Origin of the sequence: Dyadobacter sp. CY345 (assembly GCF_021502725.1) — a bacterium.
Classification (GTDB): domain Bacteria; phylum Bacteroidota; class Bacteroidia; order Cytophagales; family Spirosomataceae; genus Dyadobacter.
The window spans coordinates 595,720-619,728 of sequence record NZ_JAKFFS010000005.1 but is presented as its reverse complement, the minus strand read 5'-3'; the positions used below and the strand labels follow the sequence as shown (position 1 = coordinate 619,728).

The 24,009-nt window shown below is 39.8% G+C and carries 17 protein-coding genes; 15 read left to right on the top strand and 2 right to left on the bottom strand.

What is annotated here, in order from left to right:
- The first annotated feature begins 33 nt into the window (after positions 1 to 33).
- From L0657_RS23150 to kdpB, 4 genes are all read left to right on the top strand, one after another.
- Positions 34 to 312: a hypothetical protein gene (locus tag L0657_RS23150; protein WP_235153145.1), complete on the top strand. Its 279-nt coding sequence runs from the start codon at positions 34 to 36 to the stop codon at positions 310 to 312.
- A 294-nt stretch (positions 313 to 606) separates the two neighbouring features.
- A complete protein-coding gene (locus tag L0657_RS28200) occupies positions 607 to 684 on the top strand; it encodes a potassium-transporting ATPase subunit F (protein ID WP_137340128.1) in 78 nt (25 codons plus the stop codon).
- Positions 685 to 730: 46 nt separating this feature from the next.
- Complete coding sequence (gene kdpA / locus L0657_RS23145; RefSeq protein WP_235153144.1) at positions 731 to 2,419, top strand: potassium-transporting ATPase subunit KdpA; 1,689 nt, start codon at positions 731 to 733, stop codon at positions 2,417 to 2,419.
- Between the two features lie 115 nt (positions 2,420 to 2,534).
- Entirely contained in the window at positions 2,535 to 4,577 is a 2,043-nt protein-coding gene (gene kdpB, locus L0657_RS23140) for a potassium-transporting ATPase subunit KdpB (RefSeq protein ID WP_235153143.1), read from the top strand.
- Here kdpB and L0657_RS23135 read toward each other — a convergent pair whose 3' ends face one another.
- Positions 4,578 to 4,844 carry a Txe/YoeB family addiction module toxin gene (locus tag L0657_RS23135; RefSeq protein ID WP_235153142.1) on the bottom strand — a complete coding sequence of 89 codons (267 nt, stop codon included), beginning with the start codon at positions 4,842 to 4,844 and terminating at the stop codon, positions 4,578 to 4,580.
- Complete coding sequence (locus L0657_RS23130; RefSeq protein ID WP_235153141.1) at positions 4,841 to 5,104, bottom strand: hypothetical protein; 264 nt, start codon at positions 5,102 to 5,104, stop codon at positions 4,841 to 4,843. Before L0657_RS23130 ends, L0657_RS23135 begins: the two co-directional genes overlap by 4 nt.
- 36 nt (positions 5,105 to 5,140) lie before the next feature.
- Here L0657_RS23130 and L0657_RS23125 point away from each other — a divergent pair, with 36 nt between their 5' ends.
- The 11 genes from L0657_RS23125 (at position 5,141) to L0657_RS23075 (ending at position 24,002) form a co-directional block, all read left to right on the top strand.
- Entirely contained in the window at positions 5,141 to 5,701 is a 561-nt protein-coding gene (locus tag L0657_RS23125; RefSeq protein ID WP_234650383.1) for a K(+)-transporting ATPase subunit C, read from the top strand.
- A gap of 77 nt (positions 5,702 to 5,778) precedes the next feature.
- A complete protein-coding gene (locus L0657_RS23120) occupies positions 5,779 to 6,870 on the top strand; it encodes a porin (RefSeq protein ID WP_235153140.1) in 1,092 nt (363 codons plus the stop codon).
- Entirely contained in the window at positions 6,870 to 8,000 is a 1,131-nt protein-coding gene (locus tag L0657_RS23115; RefSeq protein WP_235153139.1) for a universal stress protein, read from the top strand. The genes L0657_RS23120 and L0657_RS23115 overlap by 1 nt, the downstream gene beginning before the upstream one ends.
- The gene (locus L0657_RS23110; protein WP_235153138.1) at positions 8,000 to 9,724 is read left to right on the top strand and encodes an ATP-binding protein; all 1,725 of its coding nucleotides are present in this window, start codon (positions 8,000 to 8,002) and stop codon (positions 9,722 to 9,724) included. Before L0657_RS23115 ends, L0657_RS23110 begins: the two co-directional genes overlap by 1 nt.
- A gap of 157 nt (positions 9,725 to 9,881) precedes the next feature.
- Positions 9,882 to 11,192 (top strand): ATP-binding protein, encoded by a 1,311-nt coding sequence (locus L0657_RS23105; RefSeq protein WP_235153137.1) that lies wholly within the window; start codon positions 9,882 to 9,884, stop codon positions 11,190 to 11,192.
- A 249-nt stretch (positions 11,193 to 11,441) separates the two neighbouring features.
- Positions 11,442 to 13,826, top strand: coding sequence for an FtsX-like permease family protein (locus tag L0657_RS23100; RefSeq protein ID WP_235153136.1), 2,385 nt, complete (start codon positions 11,442 to 11,444; stop codon positions 13,824 to 13,826).
- A 17-nt stretch (positions 13,827 to 13,843) separates the two neighbouring features.
- Positions 13,844 to 16,309 (top strand): ABC transporter permease, encoded by a 2,466-nt coding sequence (locus L0657_RS23095; protein ID WP_235153135.1) that lies wholly within the window; start codon positions 13,844 to 13,846, stop codon positions 16,307 to 16,309.
- 69 nt (positions 16,310 to 16,378) lie between these two features.
- A complete protein-coding gene (locus L0657_RS23090; protein WP_235153134.1) occupies positions 16,379 to 18,745 on the top strand; it encodes an ABC transporter permease in 2,367 nt (788 codons plus the stop codon).
- Between the two features lie 212 nt (positions 18,746 to 18,957).
- The gene (locus tag L0657_RS23085) at positions 18,958 to 19,905 is read left to right on the top strand and encodes a hypothetical protein (protein WP_235153133.1); all 948 of its coding nucleotides are present in this window, start codon (positions 18,958 to 18,960) and stop codon (positions 19,903 to 19,905) included.
- A 294-nt stretch (positions 19,906 to 20,199) separates the two neighbouring features.
- On the top strand, positions 20,200 to 21,486 hold the full coding sequence (locus L0657_RS23080; RefSeq protein ID WP_235153132.1) for an NAD(P)/FAD-dependent oxidoreductase: 1,287 nt from the start codon (positions 20,200 to 20,202) through the stop codon (positions 21,484 to 21,486).
- Positions 21,487 to 21,638: 152 nt separating this feature from the next.
- The gene (locus L0657_RS23075; protein ID WP_235153131.1) at positions 21,639 to 24,002 is read left to right on the top strand and encodes a GAF domain-containing protein; all 2,364 of its coding nucleotides are present in this window, start codon (positions 21,639 to 21,641) and stop codon (positions 24,000 to 24,002) included.
- Positions 24,003 to 24,009: the final 7 nt, after the last annotated feature.

The following is a 24,009-nucleotide window of genomic DNA, read 5'->3' as shown; positions in this document are numbered from 1 at the left end:
ATCCACTTTATCATATATCAATTTACAAAAACGATGAAAAGGAAAATATCGAGAGGGATTTACAAGCAGATGCAGAAATTTGCGGACCTCACCCAAACCATGATTGTCAGAGGCAATATATCGCGCGCGAAAAAATGTTTCGCTGTCGCTGAAAATCTGTTTATCAACGGAAATAAAGAAACACAAAGAGCAATCTCAAACGTCTACCTATATTCTGTTTCAGGTATGCTGGAATTGAAACATTTCAACACCGAAAAAATACTTCCAAATGCCTTGAAAAAGGAATACATCAAACAAATCAACGCCTTTTAGGTCATGGAAAAGCTCGAAATGCTGCTTCACTTCAAACCTTTCATTCTGATAAAATCCTATCATTTTGAGTTGCTTTTTTCAGGGTTCAGGTTGGTGTTTATGATGTTATCTTTCTGATTTAAAATAAGTTAAGTAATGGCTGTTTAAGTCGGAATAAATTTGGTATTAATAAATGAAAACTCTATCACTCAATAAATTTTAAAATAGTATGATCACAATCCTTTTAGTATCTGCCGGAATTTTATGTTTCGCGCTTTTCTACAAAACAGTAAACTTCTTTGAAAATATCTAATCATGGCAGCGCTCTTCATAGTCTCAATATGTGTGTTTGGTTATATCTGTTACGTGTTGATCAAACCTGAAAAGTTCTAACCGGATCGAAAACCGGAAAACGAAATCGAATTAAAAAATAGAAAAAATGAACACTGAATTATTTGGAATCATTGCCATGTTTGTCCTTACGGTTGCCTTTGCAATACCGTTCGGTAAGTACATTGCAAAAGTTTACGCAGGCGAAAAAACCTCCTTCGATCCTGTTTTTAATCCTATTGAAAAGCTGTTTTTCAAAATCAGCGGTATCGACCAAAACGCTGAAATGAATTGGAAACAGAATATGTTTTCGCTTATCACGATCAACATGGTCTGGTTTATACTGGGTATGTTTGTTCTGATGAATCAAGGCTGGTTGCCATTAAATCCTGACGGAAATCCCGGACAATCGGCTGATTTGGCTTTCAATACAAGTATTTCATTTGTTGTAAACTGTAACTTACAGCATTACTCGGGCGAATCGGGACTTAGTTATTTGTCTCAGTTATTCCTTATGTTCTTACATTTTGTAACGGCAGGAACAGGTATGGCGGCGGCGGCTGTTTTGTTTATGGCCTTGCGCGAACGCACCACAGAAAAACTTGGCAATTTTTACAATTTGTTAGTGAAATCTTGTGTAAGAATCTTGCTTCCGCTTTCAATTCTTGTCGCTACCATTTTGGCTTTCAACGGTACGCCGATGACTTTTGATGGAAAGGATACCATGATTAATATGCAGGGAGATACCGTTCAGGTTTCTACCGGACCGGTTGCAGCCTTTGTTGCGATCAAACATTTGGGTACAAATGGCGGTGGTTTTTATGGAGCAAATTCCGCTCACCCTTTGGAAAACCCGAACTATCTGACCAACATGGTTGAAATGATTGCACAGATGATTATTCCAATGGCCATGATCTTTGCTTTCGGCTTCTTTCTGAAAAGGAGAAAAATGAGCTGGATGATTTTTGGAGTGATGACAATCGGATTTTTACTTCTGACCGTGCCAACAATAATTTGGGAAAACGGAGGAAATCACGCCATCACCGCCATGGGAATTGATAACAGTTCAGGAGCAATGGAAGGTAAGGAAGTCAGGTTTGGTAGTACTGCTTCTGCATTTTGGAGTATAGCCACCACCGTTATTTCAACCGGATCTATTAATTCCATGCATGACAGCTTCACGCCACTTTCCGGTATGACACAGTTGCTGGCGATGATGACCAATGCTTTTTATGGTGGTGTCGGTGCTGGTATGCTCAACTTTTTCATCTTCATTATTCTGGCTGTGTTTATCAGCGGATTGATGGTGGGTAGAACACCGGAGTTCATGGGTAAGAAAATTGAGGCGCGTGAAATGAAAATTGCGATGATCGTTGCATTGCTACATCCATTTCTGATTCTGGTTGGTACCGCTTTGGCAGCTGCATTTCCTACGATTACTTCTGCTACGCTTGCCAATCCGGGCTTCCACGGATTTACGGAAATGCTTTACGAATATACCTCATCCTCGGCGAATAACGGTAGTGGGTTTGAAGGCTTGGGCGATAACAACCCATGGTGGAATATCACAACGGGTTTTGTCCTGATCCTTTCACGTTACATTCCGATTATCGGCCCGATCGCCATTGCGGGACTTCTGGCTAATAAAAAATACATTCCTGAAAGTGCGGGAACTTTGAAAACAGATTCTTCAACTTTCGGAATTATGATCCTGGCCGTTATTGTGATTATCACAGCGTTATCCTTTTTTCCGGCTCTTACGCTCGGTCCGATCGCTGAATATTTCACGTTACGTTAAGAATCGAATAAAAAAATTTAATAAAGGCTACAAGAAAATCTGTTCAGGCGACTGATTTTCAAAGATCGAAAAAGTAGCCAATACCTAATCGCTAACGGCTAAACGCCATAATGAAATGAAAAATCAAGATACGTCCTTATTTCAGAAGGACTTGGTTAATAAAGCCCTCAAACAGGCATTTGTAAAATTGAACCCCAAAATAATGTTCCGTAATCCGGTGATGTTCACCGTGGAAATCGGAACGGTGATTATGCTGGTGGTAAGTATCTGGACTTTGATGGGTGAAAAATCCCAGGGCAGTTTTGCCTATAACTTCACTGTTTTCCTTATTCTTTTGCTGACACTGCTTTTTGCCAATTTCGCAGAAGGAATCGCGGAAGCAAGGGGAAAGGCGCAGGCGGACAGTTTGCGTAAAACAAGAGAAGAAACACCGGCAAGGCTGGTTATAGAAAACAAACCAGGTTTCTCGGTTTCAACAAGACAGGTAATGTCTGCTTCCATGAAAAAGGGCGATGTTTTTATCTGTGAAGCGGGTGATAATATTGCAACGGACGGTGAGATTATCGAAGGTCTTGCAACGATTGACGAAAGTGCGATCACAGGTGAAAGTGCGCCGGTAATACGTGAAGCAGGCGGTGATAAAAGTAGTGTGACGGGCGGTACGAAGGTTTTGTCCGACAAGATAAAGGTGATGGTAACAACAGAACCCGGCGAAAGTTTTCTTGACAAAATGATCGCTTTGGTAGAAGGTGCCAGTCGCCAGAAAACGCCTAACGAAATTGCGCTCACGATCCTTTTGGCTGGTTTCACGCTTGTATTTATCATTGTCTGCGTGACTTTGAAACCATTCGCAGACCACGCCAATACGCCGATTACGATTGCCGCTTTTATTTCTCTTTTCGTCTGTTTGATTCCGACAACCATTGGTGGTTTACTTTCAGCGATTGGTATTGCCGGGATGGACAGAGCACTTCGCGCCAATGTGATCACAAAATCAGGTAAAGCGGTAGAAACAGCAGGTGATATCGACGTATTGCTTTTGGATAAAACAGGAACAATCACGATCGGTAACAGAAAGGCAACAAATTTTTACGCGGCAAAAGGCGTGACTGATAATCATTTTATCAAATGCGCCGTGCTAAGTTCAATTGCTGATGAAACACCGGAAGGAAAATCAATTCTGGAACTGGCGAATTTGAATCCATCCACTTATGCCAATCTGAACAATCCGACTTTTATCAAATTTACTGCTGAAACGAGAAGTTCAGGTGTTGATTTTGATGAAACCAGAATTCGCAAAGGTGCTTTTGATTCGATGAAGAATCTGACAATAAAAGCAGGAAATAATTTCCCGGCTGATATTGAAGAAAAAACAAAGGCTATTTCGAACAACGGTGGAACGCCGCTTGTGGTTACTGAAAATGAAAAGGTGCTGGGCGTGATTGAATTACAGGATATTATCAAACCTGGTATCAGTGAACGTTTTGAACGTCTGCGTAAAATGGGTGTGAAAACGGTGATGGTGACTGGTGATAATCCTTTGACTGCCAAGTTTATCGCTGAAAAAGCTGGTGTGGATGACTTTATCGCAGAGGCCAAGCCGGAAGATAAAATGAACTACATCAAAAGAGAACAGGAAAGCGGAAAACTGGTTGCGATGATGGGGGACGGTACCAATGACGCGCCGGCACTTGCACAGGCAGATGTTGGAGTAGCAATGAACAGCGGTACTCAGGCGGCAAAAGAAGCAGGAAATATGGTGGATTTGGATAACGATCCAACCAAACTGATCGAGATTGTTGAGATTGGAAAGCAATTGCTGATGACACGTGGTACGCTGACAACTTTCTCCATTGCGAACGACGTTGCCAAATATTTCGCCATCATTCCAGCCTTATTTATAGCTTCAATTCCAGCGCTTCAAGGTTTAAATATCATGGATCTTCATAGTCCGGAAAGCGCGATATTATCAGCTGTTATTTTCAATGCGATCATCATTCCAATCCTGATACCGTTAGCCTTGAAAGGTGTGGCATACAAGCCAATCGGAGCTAGTGCATTGCTGAGAAGAAACCTTTTTATCTACGGTTTAGGCGGTGTTGTTGTGCCCTTTATCGGAATTAAGGTGATTGATATGCTGGTGAGTATCTGGTTTTAATTATTGATCGTAATGTCCATGAACACTAATAACAACGATGTCGTTTTCAGCGACAGGTTTATAAATCAAACGATGTTCGTCTGTAATTCGTCTGCTCCAAAATCCTTTGTACTGATGTTTCAGACCCTCAGGTTTACCAAGTCCTTCGAAAGGGTGTTTGTGGATATCATTGATCAATTCAAAAACTTTTTTAACAAGGCGAGGTTCACTTTTGGACCAGTGTGTGAGATCTTCGATTACCTGAAGAGAGAAAATAGTGTTATTCATTCTTGCGAAATATGCTTGACAAACTTTTCAAAGCTGTCTCCATTAAACGAAACAACATTTCCGCTCTCGAAATCATCGATGGATTTGTCAAGTCGCGAGAAATATTCTTCCCGGCTTTCCTCCCGCAATATTCCAGCAGATATCTTATCAGTTATACTGATCGTAACCTCACTGTCTTTTGAAACACTTAGTAGCGCTTTGATCTTCGAAATCAATTCGTCAGTAAACTCAGAAGATTTAATCTTTAGTACAGCTTCCATAAAATCTAAATTTCTTTAAAGTTAAAATAAATAAAAATGAAAACGAACCTATTTCCCGCAATCAAATTAACCGCAATCACGCTGGTTTTCTTTGCCGGAGTTTATACAATCATAATCTGGGGAATTGCTCAACTTGCTCCAAACCATGGAAATGGCGAGGTGATAACTCAAAACGGAAAAAAATATTACACCAACGTTGGTCAGGCTTTCACTCAGGATAAGTATTTCAATTCCCGCCCTTCTGCTGTGGATTATAATGCAGCCGGTAGTGGTGGTAGCAACAAGGCGCCTTCAAACCCTGAATACCTTCAAATGGTTCAGGCCAGGATTGATACATTTTTAGTGCATAATCCCGGAGTTCAAAAACAAGACGTGCCTGTGGAACTGGTAACGGCAAGTGGCAGTGGACTTGATCCGGATATTTCTCCAAATGCAGCCATTGTTCAGCTTAAAAGAGTTGCCAAAACCAGAAATCTATCAGACGATAACGTGAAAAAACTGATTGATGAAAACACAGAAGCTCCGTTATTAGGACTTCTGGGGCCAGCAAAAGTGAATGTGTTAAAGCTTAATATGGCACTTGATCAGCTTAAATAGATGCCCGGATCACGCAACGTTTTTAAAATTAATTCTCAACAAAAAATCAAGAGTTCAGTACACTTATTAGTATTACAATGAATAAATTAATTTTGTTTGCCGCAGGAATTTTTTCTATTCCTGCTATTGCCCAGGATACCATTTCAATTGAAAAAGCAAAACCAAATCCATTGACTTTTTCAGGTTACGTTGAAGCTTTTTATAGTTATGATTTCAATAAACCAGCCAATCACGAACGACCGGGATTTTTATACAATTTCAACAAACACAACGAAGTCAATTTAAATCTGGGACTTTTTAAGGTTAACTATAATACAGAAAGTGTAAGGGCCAATCTGGCTGTGATGGCCGGTACTTATCCGCAATATAACCTGGCTGCGGAACAAGGATTATTGAAAAATATCTTTGAAGCCAATGTCGGATTTAAAATTTCGAAGAATAATAACCTCTGGATTGACGCCGGAATCATGCCTTCGCACATCGGGTTTGAAAGTGCAATTGGAAAAGACAACTGGAATTTGACACGCAGTATTCTGGCTGAAAATTCTCCATATTATGAAGCAGGTGTAAAAATTGGTTACACCAGTAAAAACGAAAAATTGTATGCCGCAGCCATGTATCTGAACGGTTGGCAGCGTATCCAGAAAATTCCGGGAAACCAGACGCCTGCATTTGGAACACAATTAACATACAAACCGTCTGCAAATGCAACAGTAAATTGGAGCACTTACATCGGGAATGAGCAACCGGACAGTACCAGACAATGGCGTTATTTTAACAACTTTTACGGTCAGTTTCAGCTCACAGATAAATTTGGTCTGACTGCCGGATTTGACATTGGAATGCAACAAAAAAGTAAAGGAAGCAGCAGTTACAATGTGTGGTATACGCCGGTTTTAATTGCCCGGTATATGCCGAATGAAAAGGTCAGGATTGCTGCCAGAGGAGAATATTATGCGGATGAAAAAGGGGTGATTATCAGCACAGGAACGCCAAATGGATTCAAAACTTTTGGTTACTCTGCCAACTTCGATTACCTGCCTGCACAAAATGTAATGTTCAGACTGGAAGCACGGGCTTTTAACAGCAAAGACAATATATTTACAAAGGATGGCCGGGCCGACAACCAGAATTTCTTTGTTACAACATCCGTTGCACTATCATTTTAATGACTGAAAAAGAAAACAACGTAAAACATTTTCTGGACCTGATCAAAAAATCCAGAAAAGGAAAGTTTAAAATCTACATCGGAATGAGTGCCGGTGTAGGTAAAACCTTCCGGATGCTGCAAGAGGCCCACACATTGATGCGAAACGGCATCGATGTGAAAATCGGTTATATAGAAACCCATAACCGGAAAGAAACGCATGAGCTGCTGGAAGGCCTGCCAATAATTCCAAGACGAAAACTTTTTTATAAAGGTAAAGAGCTGGAAGAATTTGATTTGCAGGCTGTTATAAGCCTTCGGCCGGAAATTGTGATCGTCGATGAACTTGCCCATACCAATATTGAAGGTAGTAAAAACGACAAACGCTGGCAGGATGTGATGGAAATTCTGGATGCCGGAATCAACGTAATCAGCGCCGTCAATATTCAGCATATTGAAAGTCTGAATGAAGAGATCAAGCAAATTACGGGAGTAGAAGTAAAGGAAAGAATTCCGGATAGCGTGCTGCAACAGGCCGATGAAGTGGTCAACATTGACCTTACGGCAGACGAATTAATTACGCGTTTGAAGGAAGGTAAAATTTATGCTGCTGAAAAAGTGCCTACTGCACTTAACAACTTTTTTACATCCGGAAATATTCTGCAACTTCGTGAGCTTGCACTGAAAGAAGTGGCAAGTCAGGTGGTAAGAAAAGTAGAGACGGAGGTGATTTCCCGTAGTGTGACGGCTTTAAAAGCGAATAAATTTATGGCCTGTATCAGCAGCAACGCACAAACTTCTAAAAACGTTATCCGTAAAACGGCCCGGTTGGCCAGTTATTATAACAGTCCATGGGTGTTGCTTTATGTTCAAACGCCAAATGAAAGTACCGATAAAATTGCGTTGGATAAGCAACGCCATCTTATCAATAATTTTAAGCTGGCGACTGAACTTGGAGGCGAAATAATTCGAGTTGAAAGTCCGCATGTATCGCGTACGATTATGGAAGTTGCCGAGCAAAGACAAATCACAACTATTTGTATTGGTAAGCCACATATGAGTTTGTTTAAAGTAATTTTGGCCACCAATATCTTTAACCAGTTATTAAAAAAACTATCTGTTTCCGAAATTGACCTGGTCATTTTGTCCTGATGAAAATAAAAACCAAATTAACCCTCGGTGTTGGCCTGCTGTTCCTGATGATCATTATCCTGTCATTGGTTGCAGCGCGTTATATCAACGTATTGAAAAATGATACCGAAAATATTCTGGTTGATAATTATAACACACTCGAATATTCCCGTAATATGTTGATGTCGCTGGATCAAACACAGCGTGGAACAAAAGCTTTTTTGACGTTTGAAGATAACCTGAACAAACAACGAAAAAATGTAACAGAAATTGGTGAGCGGGAAGCAACAGATGCTATTTCCGAACATTTGGCTCAGTTAAAACAGGATCCGTCCAATTTGCTGCTTCATCAGGTTATCCGTAAAGATATTACAGAGTTGATGCGTTTGAATATGGAGGCGATTCAGCGCAAAAGTGAGGTTGCGAAAGAAACAGCGCGTTCAGCTAATTTATGGATTGTGATTACTGGAACATTGTGCTTCCTTTTCGCTTTTACTTTGCTGGTCAATCTGCCAAGTAATATCGCCAATCCGATTAAAGAACTGACGGAAAGTATTAAAGAAATTGCAGCAAAAAATTATTCCCAGCGGGTGAATTTTGGAAGCAAAAATGAATTTGGAGAATTGGCAGGTTCATTTAATACGATGGCTGAAAAACTCGAAGAATATGATAGCAGCAATCTTTCTAAAATACTATTTGAAAAGAAAAGAATTGAAACCCTGATCAACAACATGCACGAGCCTGTTTTGGGTTTGGATGAAAATAAAAAGATACTTTTTGCCAACAATGAAGTGTTGAAAATCTCGGGACTTCTGGCGGAAGATGTTGTTGGAAAAGCGGCTGTGGATGTTGCTTTGCACAACGATTTGATCCGTTCACTCGTCCAAGGATTGGTAACGCCAAAACCTGATCATGAAAAAGAAAAGCCACTTAAAATATATGCTGATAATAAGGAAAGCTATTTCGAGAAGGAAATTGTAAATATTACGATTACACCAACAGGGGAAAAGGAAAAGATATTTATTGGTCAGGTGATTGTGTTAAAAAATATAACACCGTTCAAAGAACTTGATTTTGCCAAAACCAATTTCATCGCCACCGTTTCGCATGAGTTAAAAACACCGATTTCTTCAATAAAAATGAGTGTTCAGTTGTTGGAAAATAAACAAACAGGCGAGGTAAATGAAGAGCAGAAACAATTGATTGAAAGTATAAAAGATGACAGTAACAGGCTGCTAAAAATTACAGGAGAACTGCTGAATCTTTCGCAGGTCGAAACCGGAAATATACAATTAAACATTCAGCAGGGAAGTCCGTATAAGATTATTCAATATGCAACAGAGGCGGTAAAAGTACAGGCCGACCAGAAACAGATCAAACTGGTATTGAATGCAGATGAAAATCTTCCGGAAGTAAAAGCAGATACGGAAAAAACGGCTTGGGTATTGATTAACTTTCTTACCAATGCAATACGGTATTCATCGGAAGAAACTAAAATTGAAATTGGTGTTAAGAAGGAAAATAATGGCGTATTATTTTCTGTAAAAGATCAGGGAAAAGGTATTGAAAGCCGTTACCGTGAGAAAATCTTCGACCGCTATTTCCAGGTTCCGGGAAGTCCGAAAACCGGAACGGGACTAGGGCTTGCCATCAGCAAAGAATTTATCGAAGCACAGGGTGGCAGGATAGGGTTGGCTTCGGAAATTGGTATGGGGAGTACTTTTTATTTTAGTTTGAATACCTGATTTGTTAAAACAGAAGGCAGGAGGATGTTTCATTTTTGATGAAAATTTTTTGACCTCGATACACTTTTTCCTTTGAATAAATGTAAAGTATCACATTTATTCAAAGGAAAAAGTGTAAATTAGTGCATATTATCATACGAATAAATGTACTCAAAGAATGGAAAGGAAAGAAATTAGCCAGTTGATAGCGTGGAAAAATTCGGAAAACCGTAAACCATTATTGATACGTGGAGCTCGTCAGGTTGGTAAAACATGGTTAATGAAGGCTTTCGGGAAGCAGGAATACGAACAATGTGTTTATATAAACTTTGAAAGTAACAGGAGACTAGGCACCATATTCGAAACTGATTTTGATATCAAACGAATAATTCTCGCTCTGCAAATAGAAACTGGTATCATCATCAATCCCGAAAACACATTAATTATTCTGGATGAAATTCAGGAGGCACAAGGTGCATTGACGTCACTGAAATATTTTCATGAAAACGCCCCGGAATATCATATCATTTCTGCCGGTTCATTGCTTGGAGTTGCACTTAACAGGCAAACCTCGTTTCCGGTTGGTAAGGTTGAGTTTCTGGATTTACATCCTTTGAGCTTTATCGAGTTTCTACACGCCCTTGGCGAAAGTCCCTTACTTCAACTTTTAGAAAGTCAGGATTGGTTATTGATAAAGACATTTAAAACGAAGTACATACAGTTATTGAAACAGTATTATTATGTTGGTGGCATGCCGGAAACCGTATTGTCATTTTCTAAAAACTCTGATTTTGATAAAGTGAGAGATATTCAGAAGCGAATTCTGGAATCATATGAGCAGGACTTCTCAAAACACGCTCCACGGGAAATTGTCCCCAGAATCAGAATGTTATGGCAGTCAATTCCGGCACAGCTTGCAAAAGAAAATAAGAAATTTATTTACGGAATTATTAAGGAAGGCGCCAGAGCCAAAGAGTACGAATTGGCAATGTCATGGTTAACAGATTGTGGACTAATCTATAAGGTGAACCGAATAACCAAACCTGCTATACCGTTGAAGGCTTATGAAGACTTTGGTGCTTTTAAGCTGTTCATCGTGGATATTGGCCTGTTAGGCGCAATGGTGAATATAGATGTAAAAACGCTCCTGGAAGGAAATGTTTTATTTGAGGAATTTAAGGGTGCCTTAACCGAGCAGTTTGTCATGCAGCAATTAATGACCTTTAAAGAAACATCTACCTACTACTGGTCAGCGGAAAATGCAACCGCGGAAATAGATTTCCTTATCCAATTTTCAGGAAAAATTGTTCCTGTTGAAGTCAAGGCGGAAGAAAATCTGAAGGCGAAAAGTTTAAAAGTATTTTATGAAAAATACAGTCCGGCGTTATCAATCAGAACTTCAATGTCTGATTTTAGAAGAGAAGAATGGTTGGTGAATTTACCGTTATACGCGCTTAGCGAGCTAACTCAGGTAGTATCTAAGAGCTAGTTGAAAGTACAATTATCTGTTATTCTCCATAGATTTATCTGAATAACCTCCGTTCCAAACCGAACAACAGTGTTCATTATCGGACAATGTTGTTCGGTTTTATTTATTTTAATTACTTAATAATCAGTTATTTGTATAGATAAATATTAAGTGGCAAAGTATTTGCGAATCATTCAGTTGTCGGGAAAGAAATAAATAATCTTTCCTGGCGATGTTTCTAAGTTTAGCTTCTCATCTATTAGCCATATTATGATCAGGAATTATTTCAAAATCGCCTTCCGAAATCTCGCCAAAAACAAAGGCTACGGCTTTATCAATATCGCGGGGCTGGCCATGGGAATGGCTGTTGCAATACTCATTGGGCTCTGGATTTTTGATGAGGTAACATACGACCGTTCTCACAACAATTATGCGAGAATCGCGCAGGTTATGCAGCACCAGACATATAATGGGAAGGTCGCAACACAAACAGCTCTTCCTTTCCCGATAGGTGCCGAACTTCGCAAGAATTATGGAAGCGACTTCAAGTACGTACTAATGTCAACATATGGCGGCAGGCATGTTTTAGCATCCGGAGATAATAAACTGGCAAAAATCGGGCGTTTTATCGAAGCACAGGCACCCGATATGCTGAGCCTGAAAATGTTGAGAGGATCGTTAACTGGCCTTAATGATCCGTATTCGATTATGCTTTCGGAGTCAACTGCCAAGTCTTTTTTCGGAGATGCTGATCCGGTTGATAAGGTGATAAAAATGGATAATAAACTGAACGTTAAAATTACCGGCGTTTTTGAGGATTTGCCATATAATTCTTCCTTCAAGGATATGCAATTTCTAGCACCATGGAGTTTATATGAAATTAATTCGCCTTGGATGAAGACTGAAAAAGATCCCTGGCGGGCAAATAGTTACGTCACTTTTGTTCAGTTGAATGATCATGCGGATATTGATAAAATATCTGCAAAAATTAAAGATATCAAAGTAGAAAATATTCGGAAAGAGCAGCAGAAATACAAGCCGGAAGTTTTTCTTAATCCGATGAATCAATGGCATTTATACTCGGAATTTAAAGACGGTCAACGCGTTGGCGGGCAGATAGAATTTGTTTGGCTATTTGGCGTAATTGGTACTTTCGTATTGCTTCTTGCATGTATAAATTTTATGAATTTGAGCACTGCACGTTCAGAAAAACGAGCAAAGGAAGTGGGCGTCAGAAAGGCAATCGGGTCAAAGCGTCAACAGTTGATCGCACAGTTCTTTTGTGAATCGCTGATAGTGGTTGCTCTTTCTTTTATTCTCGCGCTAATCCTCGTCCTCCTTATTTTACCGCAGTTCAACCAGATCGCAGATAAAAAACTGATCATATTATGGAGTAATCCTTATTTTTGGATCGCGGGTTTAGGTTTTAGTCTACTCACAGCGCTAATCGCAGGTAGTTATCCGGCATTATATCTTTCCTCTTTTCAACCAGTAAAAGTTTTAAAAGGTACTTTCCGTGCAGGCAAATTTGCTGCAATTCCTCGGAAAGCACTTGTCATTGTGCAGTTTACGGTTTCAATTATTCTGATTATTGGTACTACGGTCGTTTTTCGACAGATACAGTTTGCTAAAAGTCGGCCGGTAGGGTACGATCGCAATGGATTACTGACCATCAATTTATTAACATTTGACATCCATAACCATTTTGAAGCTGTACGTGACGAACTGAAAAAGTCTGGCGCCGTTTCCGAGATCGCAGAATCAGGAAGTCCTGCTACCGAAATTTGGTCTTCAACAAGCGGGTTATCCTGGAAAGGCAAAGATCCGGCATTATCTGTTGACTTTCATTTCAATGATGTTTCTCATGATTATGGAAAAACGGTAGGCTGGCAATTTAAAGACGGTCGGGATTTTTCAAAAGATTTCGCCTCAGACTCATCCGCGCTGGTTGTCAATGAAGCGGCTGTCAAATTTATGGGATTAAAAAATCCTGTCGGGGAATTGATGACCTGGGATGGCTCGCCGGTCCGGATAATTGGTGTTGTAAAAGATATGATCGTTCAATCCCCTTATGCGGAAGTTAAACCATTATTTTATAGTTTGTCAACCCGGGGAGGAAGTATAGCAAATATTAAATTAAATCCGTCAGAAAGGCCGGCAGAAGCGCTTGCTAAAATTGAAACTGTCTTCAAAAAATACGATGCAGCCTCGCCTTTTGAATACCGGTTTGTGGACGATGACTATGCAAACAAATTTTTTAACGAAGAGCGTGTCGGAAAGCTCACTTCATTTTTCTCTGTTTTGGCAATATTAATCAGCTGCCTGGGAATATTTGGACTCGCATCTTTCACCGCCGAACAGCGTACCAAAGAAATCGGTGTTCGAAAAGTACTAGGCGCTTCTGTCGCTAATCTCTGGCAAATGCTTTCGAAAGATTTTGTTGTCCTGGTTGTTATTTCCTGTATCATTTCAGCACCGGTTGCTTATTATTTCCTCAACAGCTGGCTACAAAAATATGAGTATCGGACGGAGGTTTCCTGGTGGATTTTTGTACTGGCAAGTTTTGGTGCTTTGGTCATAACGCTGATGACGGTGAGTTATCAGGCAATAAGGGCAGCATTGTTAGATCCGGTGAAGAGTTTAAAAAGTGAATAGGATTTAAAAAAAATGCTATGCTAAGAAACTATCTAAAAATTGCCGGGCGCAGCCTTTGGAGAAACAAGGGATTTTCTGCGATTAACATCTTCGGGCTTGCGATTGGAATCGCAGCCTGTTTTTTTATTTTTCAGTATGTATATTTTGAGTCAACCTATGACAGGTTTAATACCAACGCTGCAAACATCTATCGCGTCCCTATTTCATACGCTGGCAGTTTAGCAAATACGCCGGCGACAGCTGCAAATCATCCGGCGGCTGGACCGGCGATGAAGGCAGACTTTCCGGAAGTCTTGGATTTTGTCCGGGTGGTTTCCAATGCCTTGTTCATGAATTCCTACACGCTTTCTTACAAAGATGCGAAGGGCAGGGAAAAGATTCATAGTGAAGCCAATATGTTCCTTGTCGACGCGTCTTTTATCAACATTTTCTCCTATCCATTGCTTTCAGGTGACCGAAAAAGTTGCCTTACCGAGCCTCATAGTATCGTACTTTCTGCCAGCACAGCCAAGAAATATTTTGGAGACACAGATCCCCTGGGCAAAATACTCGATATGAATGGAAGTATGTCCATGAAGGTGACAGGAGTTTTTGAAGATGTTCCTGATAATTCTCATATCAAGTTTGACATGTTAGTTTCTATGTCCTCCATCAAGCACAATTATGGATACGATGACTGGGGATGGCCGGAATTTTACACATATGTCGTCCTTGCTCCTGGCACAGATGTTAAAAAACTCGAAGCAAAATTTCCGGCTTTTACCGATAAATATTTGGGCAAACTGATGAAGGAATTGAATTTCCGGTCGTCATTTCATTTACAGCCAATCTCTGACATTCACCTGAATTCCAATTATTCCAGAGAAGCTGAGGTGAACGGCAGCGAAATTGAAATTTACTTTTTAGGCGTCATCGGCGTTTTTATTTTATTCATTGCCTGGATCAACTATATCAATTTATCGACCGCAAAATCGATGGAACGGGCAAAGGAAGTTGGTATGAGAAAAGTAGTCGGCGCAGGGAAATCGCAGCTGATTACACAGTTTCTCTTTGAATCTTTTATTGTCAATTTATTGGCGCTCGCAGCTGCGTATGTTATTATAGTTTCCTGCACACCCTATTTTAATGATTTTATTGGTAAAGATATTACCACAGGTTTCTTTTCAAATGGCTTGGGTAATGAGCCTTTTTTCTGGCTTTCTGTTTTGTTGATTTTCCTGGTCGGTGCCTTATTTGTTGGCGCTTATCCAGCCTTCGTGATGTCGTCGTCTATTCCGGTTCGTGTGCTGAAAGGATTAAAAACGTATTCGGGTGGGCGTATATCAATCAGGCAGATATTGGTTTCCTTTCAATTCATCCTTTCCATAACTCTTATTGCTTCAACGGTTGTTGTTTTTCAGCAATTTAATTTCATGAGAAACGGTAATCTCGGCTATCAGAAAGATCAGGTTGTTATTGTAAAAGCACCTGTTGTCAAGGGCGACGTCATTGACAATGAGTACCAGATTTTCAAAAGCGAAATTCAGAAACTGACCTCGGTGAACGACGCAACTGCGACGTCCGACATTCCTGGGCACAAGATTCATTTACAAAATAATTTCAGGCGAGCGAATCAGGATAAACAAAATAGTCACGCAACATACCTTCTAGAGATTGATGAAAATTTTATTCCGACCTATCAGATTAAATTGGTTGCAGGACAAAACTTTTTGAGCACTGATAAATCCAAGATGGATAGTGCGAGCATCACGAAAGTTCTAATTAATGAAGAAATGGTCAATACGCTTGGTTTTAAATCACCCGAGGAAGCTGTCGGTCAGATTATTTTCTACATGGCAGGAGACGATGTGCAGTTAAAAGTTGCCGGTGTTATGAAGAATTTCCACCAACGCTCTTTAAAGGAGAAAATCGATCCGATTTTATGCTATTATCCAGATTTTAGCAATTGGAAATACCTTTCAGTAAATCTAAAAGCAAATAATACATCAAAAAGTCTTGCCGAAGTTGAAAAGCTTTACCAAAAAACATTTCCCGGAAGCCCTTTTGATTACTTCTTTCTGGACGAATATTTCAATCGGCAGTATCAGGCAGACGGTCGTCTTGGTAATGTTTTTGGTCTTTTCTCAATTCTCGCCATTATTGTTGCCAGCCTTGGTTTGCTGGGTCTTTCCAGTTTTGTTATTAAACTCAGAACAAAGGAAATAGGAGTTCGTAAAGTGCTTGGAGCTTCTGTGGTTGGTTTGCTTGTCTTGATTTCAAAAGATTTCGTGAAAATGGTTTGCGTTGCATCCCTCATCTCGATCCCCGTCATCTACTATTTGTCCAATGCCTGGCTGGAAAACTATGCCTTTCATATCACGCCTGGCCTTTCCGTTTTCATTATCCCGCCAGTTTTGCTATTGGCTTTAACAATTATCACAATTTGTATACAAAGCCTGAAAACAGCATTTACGAATCCTGTTAAAAGTTTGAGAAGTGAGTAAGATAATAGTTGGAAGAACAGACTAAAAACCAAAAGTGGATTAACATTTATACTACTAAGAAATATAGCTATGATCACAAATTATTTCAAAGTTGCCTGGCGAAATTTATTAAAAAACAGATTCTACTCTCTTATCAATTGCACCGGTCTAACGGTTGGTTTGAGTGTGGGAATATTGATTTTGTTATGGGTCCAGGATGAGCTTAGCTACGACCGTTTTCATGAAAAAGCCGGAGTCATTTACAAACTTGAAAACAAGGTAGGAACAGGATCCACTCAGCAGATATGGACGGAGACCGTTGCTCCAATTGCTGAAATTGCCAAAAGGGAAGTTCCGGAAGTGAAAAACGCTGTCAGGTTGAACTATAATCGTGTGTTTACTTTATTCAAATACAAAGGGAAAGTTTTCAACGAGGAAATCACCATTTTTACGGATCCAGCACTATTTTCAGTTTTTGATTTCAACTTGGTACAGGGAAGTCGGTCTAAACCATTTCCCGATAATCATTCTGTTATATTAACTGAGACGACCGCCAAACGCTATTTTGGCAAAGAAGATCCGATTGGAAAAGTTATTCTTGCCAACAATAATGCCAATTTTACGGTTGCCGGAATTATAAAAGACATACCGAAAAATTCAACTTTGAAAGGGGATATGTTCTTCCCGATTGCGCTGTTTTTTGACCGGATGTATGCGGAAAGACATGATGGCAAAAATTCGGATAATGACTTTATCCAGTTCAATTATGAGACCTATTTACAGTTACAGCCCGGAAAATCATCTGCGGATCTTGCGGTGAAATTAAGGAATATTCATTTGCGCAATAAACCGGACGATACTGATCTGACCTATCTTTTGCAGCCTTTGAAAGACACACATTTGTACCATTCTGATGGAACTGACGGAGGAATTGAAACAGTAAGGATGTTTATAATTATTGCGCTTTTAATATTAATAATCGCTTGTATCAATTACGTTAATCTTTCAACAGCAAGAGCAATTCTGCGTTCGAAAGAGGTGAGTATGCGGAAGATTGTTGGCGCTGCAAAATCACAGTTGTTCTTACAATTTCTTGTCGAAACCATATTACTTTTTTCGCTGGCAACGGCTTTTGCGCTTGTTATAATGTATGCGATACTGCCTGTTTTTAACCAAATTTCAGGCAAATCGCTGATTATTGATTTCACTGATTACGCGATCTGGAAAGTCGTTGGTGTTACAATTTTCGGGACACTGGTTGCTTCCAGTATTTATCCGGCATTATTGTTGTCTTCTTTTGAGCCGTTAAGAGCGCTGAAAGGGAAAGTTTCGGGCAAAATTAACGAGGCGATTTTTCGTAAAACTTTGGTCGTTGTTCAGTTTGCGGTTTCGGTGATATTGGTCGCGGGCACATTTATCATCGGTAGTCAGCTCAATTATATCCGTTCTAAGGAACTCGGTTACGAAAAAACACATGTGCTGTCTTTTTACATGCAGGATATGGGAAAACATTACGAAGCAGTCAAAGCAGAATTGTTAAACCAATCAGGCGTCACGGCAATTACACGTGCAAATTCCAATATCATTAATCTGGGCGGGATGACGGGGAATAACTCCTGGGATGGAAAAGAGGCCGGCGAAACGATGATGCTGCGGACGTTAGCGATTGATAAGGATTTTGTCTCTTTCTTTAAAATGCAGTTATTAAACGGAGCCGGCTTCACAGGTTCTGTATCGGATTCGAGTCATTTTATTTTAAATGAAACGGCCGTAAAAGCAGCGAGAATTAAAGACCCGATTGGTAAGAAATTTAAGCTTTGGAACAGAACGGGAACCATTATTGGCGTGGTAAAAGATTTCCATTATGGGTCGATGAAGCAAATCATTGAGCCTACCATTTTCTTCTATCAACCAAATCAAATGAACCGGATTTTTATAAAAACGACGGGTAAGGATGCGGACAAAGTAATCGCTTCCGCCGGGCGTTTATGGAAACAATATAACGCCGACTTCACTTTCCAATTCGCCTTTCTGGATGATTCTTTCAATGATCTGTATAAAACGGAACAACAAACGGGTCTGCTCTTCAACATCTTTGCTGGTATTGCCATTTTCATTTCTTGTCTGGGCTTGTTCGGACTTGCCGCTTACACGGCGCAGACCCGAACCCGGGAAATTGGCGTAAGAAAAGTTTTAGGTTCAAGCGTTGTCGGGATTGTTGAACTTCTTGCAAAAGATTTTATCAAACTGGTTTTGATCGGCGTTGTAATTGCCGTCCCAATTGCCTGGTATGCCATGAGCAAATGGTTACAGGATTTTGCATACCGTGTTGAAATTCAGTGGTGGATTTTCGCAGTCTCCGGTTTTTTAGCTTTGGCCGTGGCGTTGCTAACCGTTTCTTTCCAAAGCATTAAAGCAGCGCTGATGAATCCTGTCAAAAGTTTACGAAGTGAGTAGTTGAAATTGTCAAAATATTAAAATCAGCATAGGCTTCATTGCCAGTCTAAAAATCTCCGTTTCATTTTGATAAAAACATATCAAAATGAAACGGAGATTTTTTATTTATAAATCATAACCGATTGATATTTAGTAGTTATGGTTGAGCCTTGTTGAATGGCACTGCATTTGAAATAAGGGATAATAGTGAAAATATAATAACACATTAAACCATGATATCGCAGTTAGAAGGCACGAAATTGATTGAATCAGAATTTCCGGAATTAGACCGTTTGTATAAAAGAAATTCTTTGTCCTCAGATATATATAATTCCGTTCAGCGTTTGCTGGATTTCTCTAAAGAAGCTGTTTTAGATTACAATCTTAACTTATCCAGAAAATGTTTTGACCTGGCTAAAAGACTCTATAACCAAGGTGATCTGATTATCAGAAGTGCTATTGAAAAGAGTTTTATTTCTTCATTTTCGACATTTTTGCAAAAAGATGAAGTCGAGAAAAAACGATTGAAATTTTTTATTCCAGACGATTTTTATTCCATCTATTTGAAAGAACTGGATAATTCTCTTGCTTTACGGGAAGGTAACGTGTTGGATTATAGTAATATACAAAATATCACCGTACGTATGGCAACATGTGATGATGCGAAATACGCAAAACAGATCACGGATGAAATGGAGTCTTCTGCAATCATGCGTGGTTGTGGTATTTCGAAACGAACGCCTTCTTCAATCATAAAAAAGATGAAGGAGGGTAAGGCCGTTATTGCATTGACAACTGAAAATGAATGGGTCGGATTTTCGTATATAGAAGTCTGGCAAAATCGCGAGTTTGTATCCAATTCCGGACTTATCGTATCTCCGGCATACCGGAAATGCGGTGTCGCGAAGGCAATTAAGGAGAAAATATTTGACCTTTCCCGGCAGCGGTTTCCGAATGCCAAAATTTTCAGTATCACGACCGGTTTGGCCGTTATGAAAATGAATTCAAAACTAGGTTTTGAAACGGTAACATACAGTGAGATCACGACTGAGAAAAAATTCTGGGAAGGCTGCAAAAGTTGTGTTAACTACAACGCACTTCAAAGCAAAGGATGTAAGAACTGTTTTTGTACGGCCATGTTATATACACCGGTTATACAAAAACAATTTTCAGACAATTAAGTCAACGTACTTAAACTATAAACAAACTGCCTAGACGGTATAAAAAGCTCATTTTTTCACAAATTGTGAAATGGTGAGCTTTTGTAATATACCGTGATTAAGATATTTTAAACTTTCTTTAATCCGGCATTGTTTCATTATCTTCGTGTATAGCTGAAACTTATCTGCCATCCGGGCGATAAAATAGTATTTTGGCATATCATCCGTATGAAATTTCCATTGCCCAGATAGTTGGATGACCAGGATCAGGAAAATGGAAGATCGGATTATTATTTATTTAAAATAATTTTGATAATGAAAGTTGTAATCATAGGAGGCGGGTTTGCAGGCATCAATCTTGCGCTCGATCTTGCTAATAAAGACCAGTTCGAAGTCACGCTTGTAGATAAAAATAATTATAATTTTTTTCCGCCTTTAATTTATCAGGTAGCCACGGCTTTTCTGGAACCATCAAGTATAAGTTATCCTTTTCGCAAACTATTTTCAGGGAAAGATAACCTTCATTTTCGCTTGGGCGAGTTGCTGAAAGTAATTCCTGCTGAAAAGAAAATCGTGCTGAACAATGGTGAACTGGATTATGATTATCTGGTTTTTGCAACGGGCGCAGAGACGAATTATTTCGGGATGGAAAATGTGAAGGCCAACGCCATTCCTATGAAAACGCTCGACGACGCTATTGAAATGCGTAACAAACTTTTGCAGCAAATGGAACAGGCGGCAATCTGTACGGACCCGGAAGAAACAAAAAGATTGTTGACGATCGTTATCGCTGGCGGTGGACCAACGGGCGTGGAGGTTTCGGGTATGTTTGCCGAAATGCGAAATGGAATTTTGAGAAAAGAATATCCCGAACTTGCAGGTAAGGGAAGTGAGATATATCTGGTGGACGGCGGCCATGCGCTGCTTTCACCGATGAGTGAGAAATCACAGAAAAATACATACGATGATCTTCGCAGGCTAGGTGTGAAAATAATGCTCAACTGCCACGTTAAAGATTACGTGAACGACAAGGTGATTTTTGACAACGGACAGGAAATTGATACTAAAAATCTGATATGGGCAGCAGGGGTAACGGCCAAAGTTTTTGAAGGGATACCCACTGAAAGTTACGGGCGCGGAAGACGGATGATCGTCGACGAACATAACAAGGTTCAGGGAGTTGATGCAATTTATGCAATCGGCGATACATGTATCCAACAGAGCGATCCCAACTTCACCGGCGGACATCCACAGGTTGCTCAGGTTGCGATACAACAGGGCAAGAAACTGGCAAAGAATTTCCGTAGAATTTCAGAGGGAAAAGTGCCGGAAGCATTTACGTATTTTGATAAGGGGTCAATGGCCATCATCGGAAAAAATAAAGCCGTAGTAGATTTGCCAAAACCGAAAGTTCATTTCCAGGGCTTCTTCGCCTGGCTTATCTGGTTGTTCATTCATTTGCTGTCATTGATCACATACCGGAACAGAATCAGGACGTTTTATAACTGGATGATCGCTTACTTAACCAAGGATCAATCCCTTCGTATGATTATCAAGCCGTCCAGACAAAATAAAAGTGTGCCTGAAAAGGGAATTCAATAGCTTTGTTTATTGTTGATCACAGTACAATCATCAGGCAATAATTATTGTCTGATGATTGGCTTTTTCAGGTTATAGTAATTCTTGTAATCGTTATAATTGCTTGAAAAAGAAGCTGATATTTAAACATGTTTTCACACTGAAATTGTCAGAAGATGAAGGAAACCGTTCTTGACATATCGCAGCATGTTATTCCAGGTTTGGAAAATGTTGATGTGTCATTATCCTTTCGGAAGTTTATAAGTAATATAGAAGACAGGATCAGAAATGAGAAGACTGTTAAGAAGAAATTCTTTGAATTTGTTCATGAAAGGTTCACAGCCGATCCAAGATTTGCAGAAGATATTGATCTTGATGAGATAGGAGATTTTCAAGAGCAGCTGAGCCTTATATACAACATGTTGGTGCCGGTGATCGCTGATGAAAATGAAACCCTCTGGGCATTGAGTATTCCGCTTTCCCAAACTGTTTTTTACGAAACTTCCGCCTTTCACGACCTGCTGACCGACGAAAGCTCTGGTCATGTCAGATGTGATCTCTTGCGGGAAATTGATATTAGTATTGAAAAGAAGCAGAAAGCGCAAATGATTTATTCATTTCTGCTTGAAAAGTTTTACAATATTCCTGCTGTTCACAGTAACGACCTGGTCATTTCTATTCGGGATGAAAAGACGTGTCTTGCAAAATATTACCGGCTTAACCTGTGTACGGATTTTGTTGAAGTAACGCCCAAAGTTCCACTTCCGGAATTGAACTTTGACGAGATTCAGCAACATATAAATAACGATTTTGACTGGTCTGTTTTAACGAAAATAATCCCGTTGTCCTCGTTTAGTTTCAAGGGATTTACGGTCATTACGTTAACAGATGTGACAGCTGACCAGTCGGTGGAAAATATCAAGAATATTATTCTTAATCCGGTTACTGATACTTTCCAATCATACTATGAAAAGATAATCCACTCATTAAATCTGCTCGTGGGAAGTAGGGAGATTAGTTTTGGATTATTGCCGGAATTGCGCGTGAATAACAAGCTCGTTTTTAATGATGAATTTTGTACGCACAGCATATTGGTGCAAACGTCATTCACGGATGGAATAAATCCTGATGATTTTTTGGCCATGGCGGATGAATATTTCGGGGATCCGAAAATTTATTTTTACAAAAATCTTGCTGACGCGTTAAAAAAGAATGATTTTCTGGCAGTCTTGGAGAAAACAGGTGTGCAATCTTATGCACTTTTGCCGGTTTACAACGCCGCACGACTCGTCGGAGTTTTGGAAGTTTACTCCAAGACTGAGAATCTAATGGACGAAAAAATGCTGTCGAGGCTGGAACCGGCACTGCCGCTTATCGGGCAATTGATGCAGATCGGTATCAATAAATTTGACGCAAAAATTGAAGATATTATTCGAGAGAAGTTCACCTCATTGCAGCCGGCTGTGCAATGGAAATTTAAGGATGTAGCCTGGCATTATCTTCGCGATAACGCTGAACATCTTCCGAAAACGCCCATTGAAGTTATCCAGTTTAAAGATGTCTATCCACTTTACGGAGCGGTCGATATCAGAAATTCTACTATTGAAAGAAATGCTGCACTTCATGCAGATCTTGAAGTTCAATTCGAAGCGTTAATAAAAGTGCTAACTCATATCAAGGAAGATGTAGGGCTTGGGCTTGCTGACGAGGTTATTTTCAAATGCAAGAAATGGATGAGCAAGATCTCGGACCAGACGAATGATCAGGACGAAAGCAAGGTGATGGATTTTCTTGAATACGAAGTATATCCCTTTTTGCATCATTTTAAAGAAAGTAAGGGACGACTGGGTGAAAGCATAAAAGCGTATTATGAGCTTGTAGACAAGGAAAGCGGCATTGCGTTTTTACACCGGAATGCTCTGGAAAATTCCATGCAGAAGATCAATTCCGCTGTCAATTTATATCTTGAACTTTTTAAAAACGAAATTCAGGAAACATATCCTTGTTATTTCGAGAAATTCAGGACTGATGGTGTAGAATATGACATTTATATCGGACAAGCCATTGCGCCGGATAAACCGTTTAACCTGCTGTATTTAAATAACATCAGGTTGTGGCAGTTGACGTCGATGGCGGGAATTGCCAGGATTGCGCACGAATTGATTCCTCAAATAGAGAAGCCATTGGAAACGACGCAGCTCATCTTTATTAATGCCGGAAGTATTGATATAAGTTTCCGGGATGACGAGCGCCGTTTCGATGTAGAGGGATCTTACAATATAAGATACCACGTCATCAAAAAACGGATTGACAAGGTGCACGTGAAAGAAACCGGAGAACGTCTGACGCAGCCAGGAAAGATCGCTTTGGTTTATTTTAATAGTAAATCGGCGGAAGAATATGTTAATTACATAAAATATCTGCAAGAGAAAAATATGCTTAAAAACGACCTGGAATTTCTGGATCTTGAAGAATTACAGGGAGTTGCCGGTTTGAAAGCCTTGCGTATCGGCGTGAATCTTGAAGGTGAGTGGAAGTAAAGTAAAA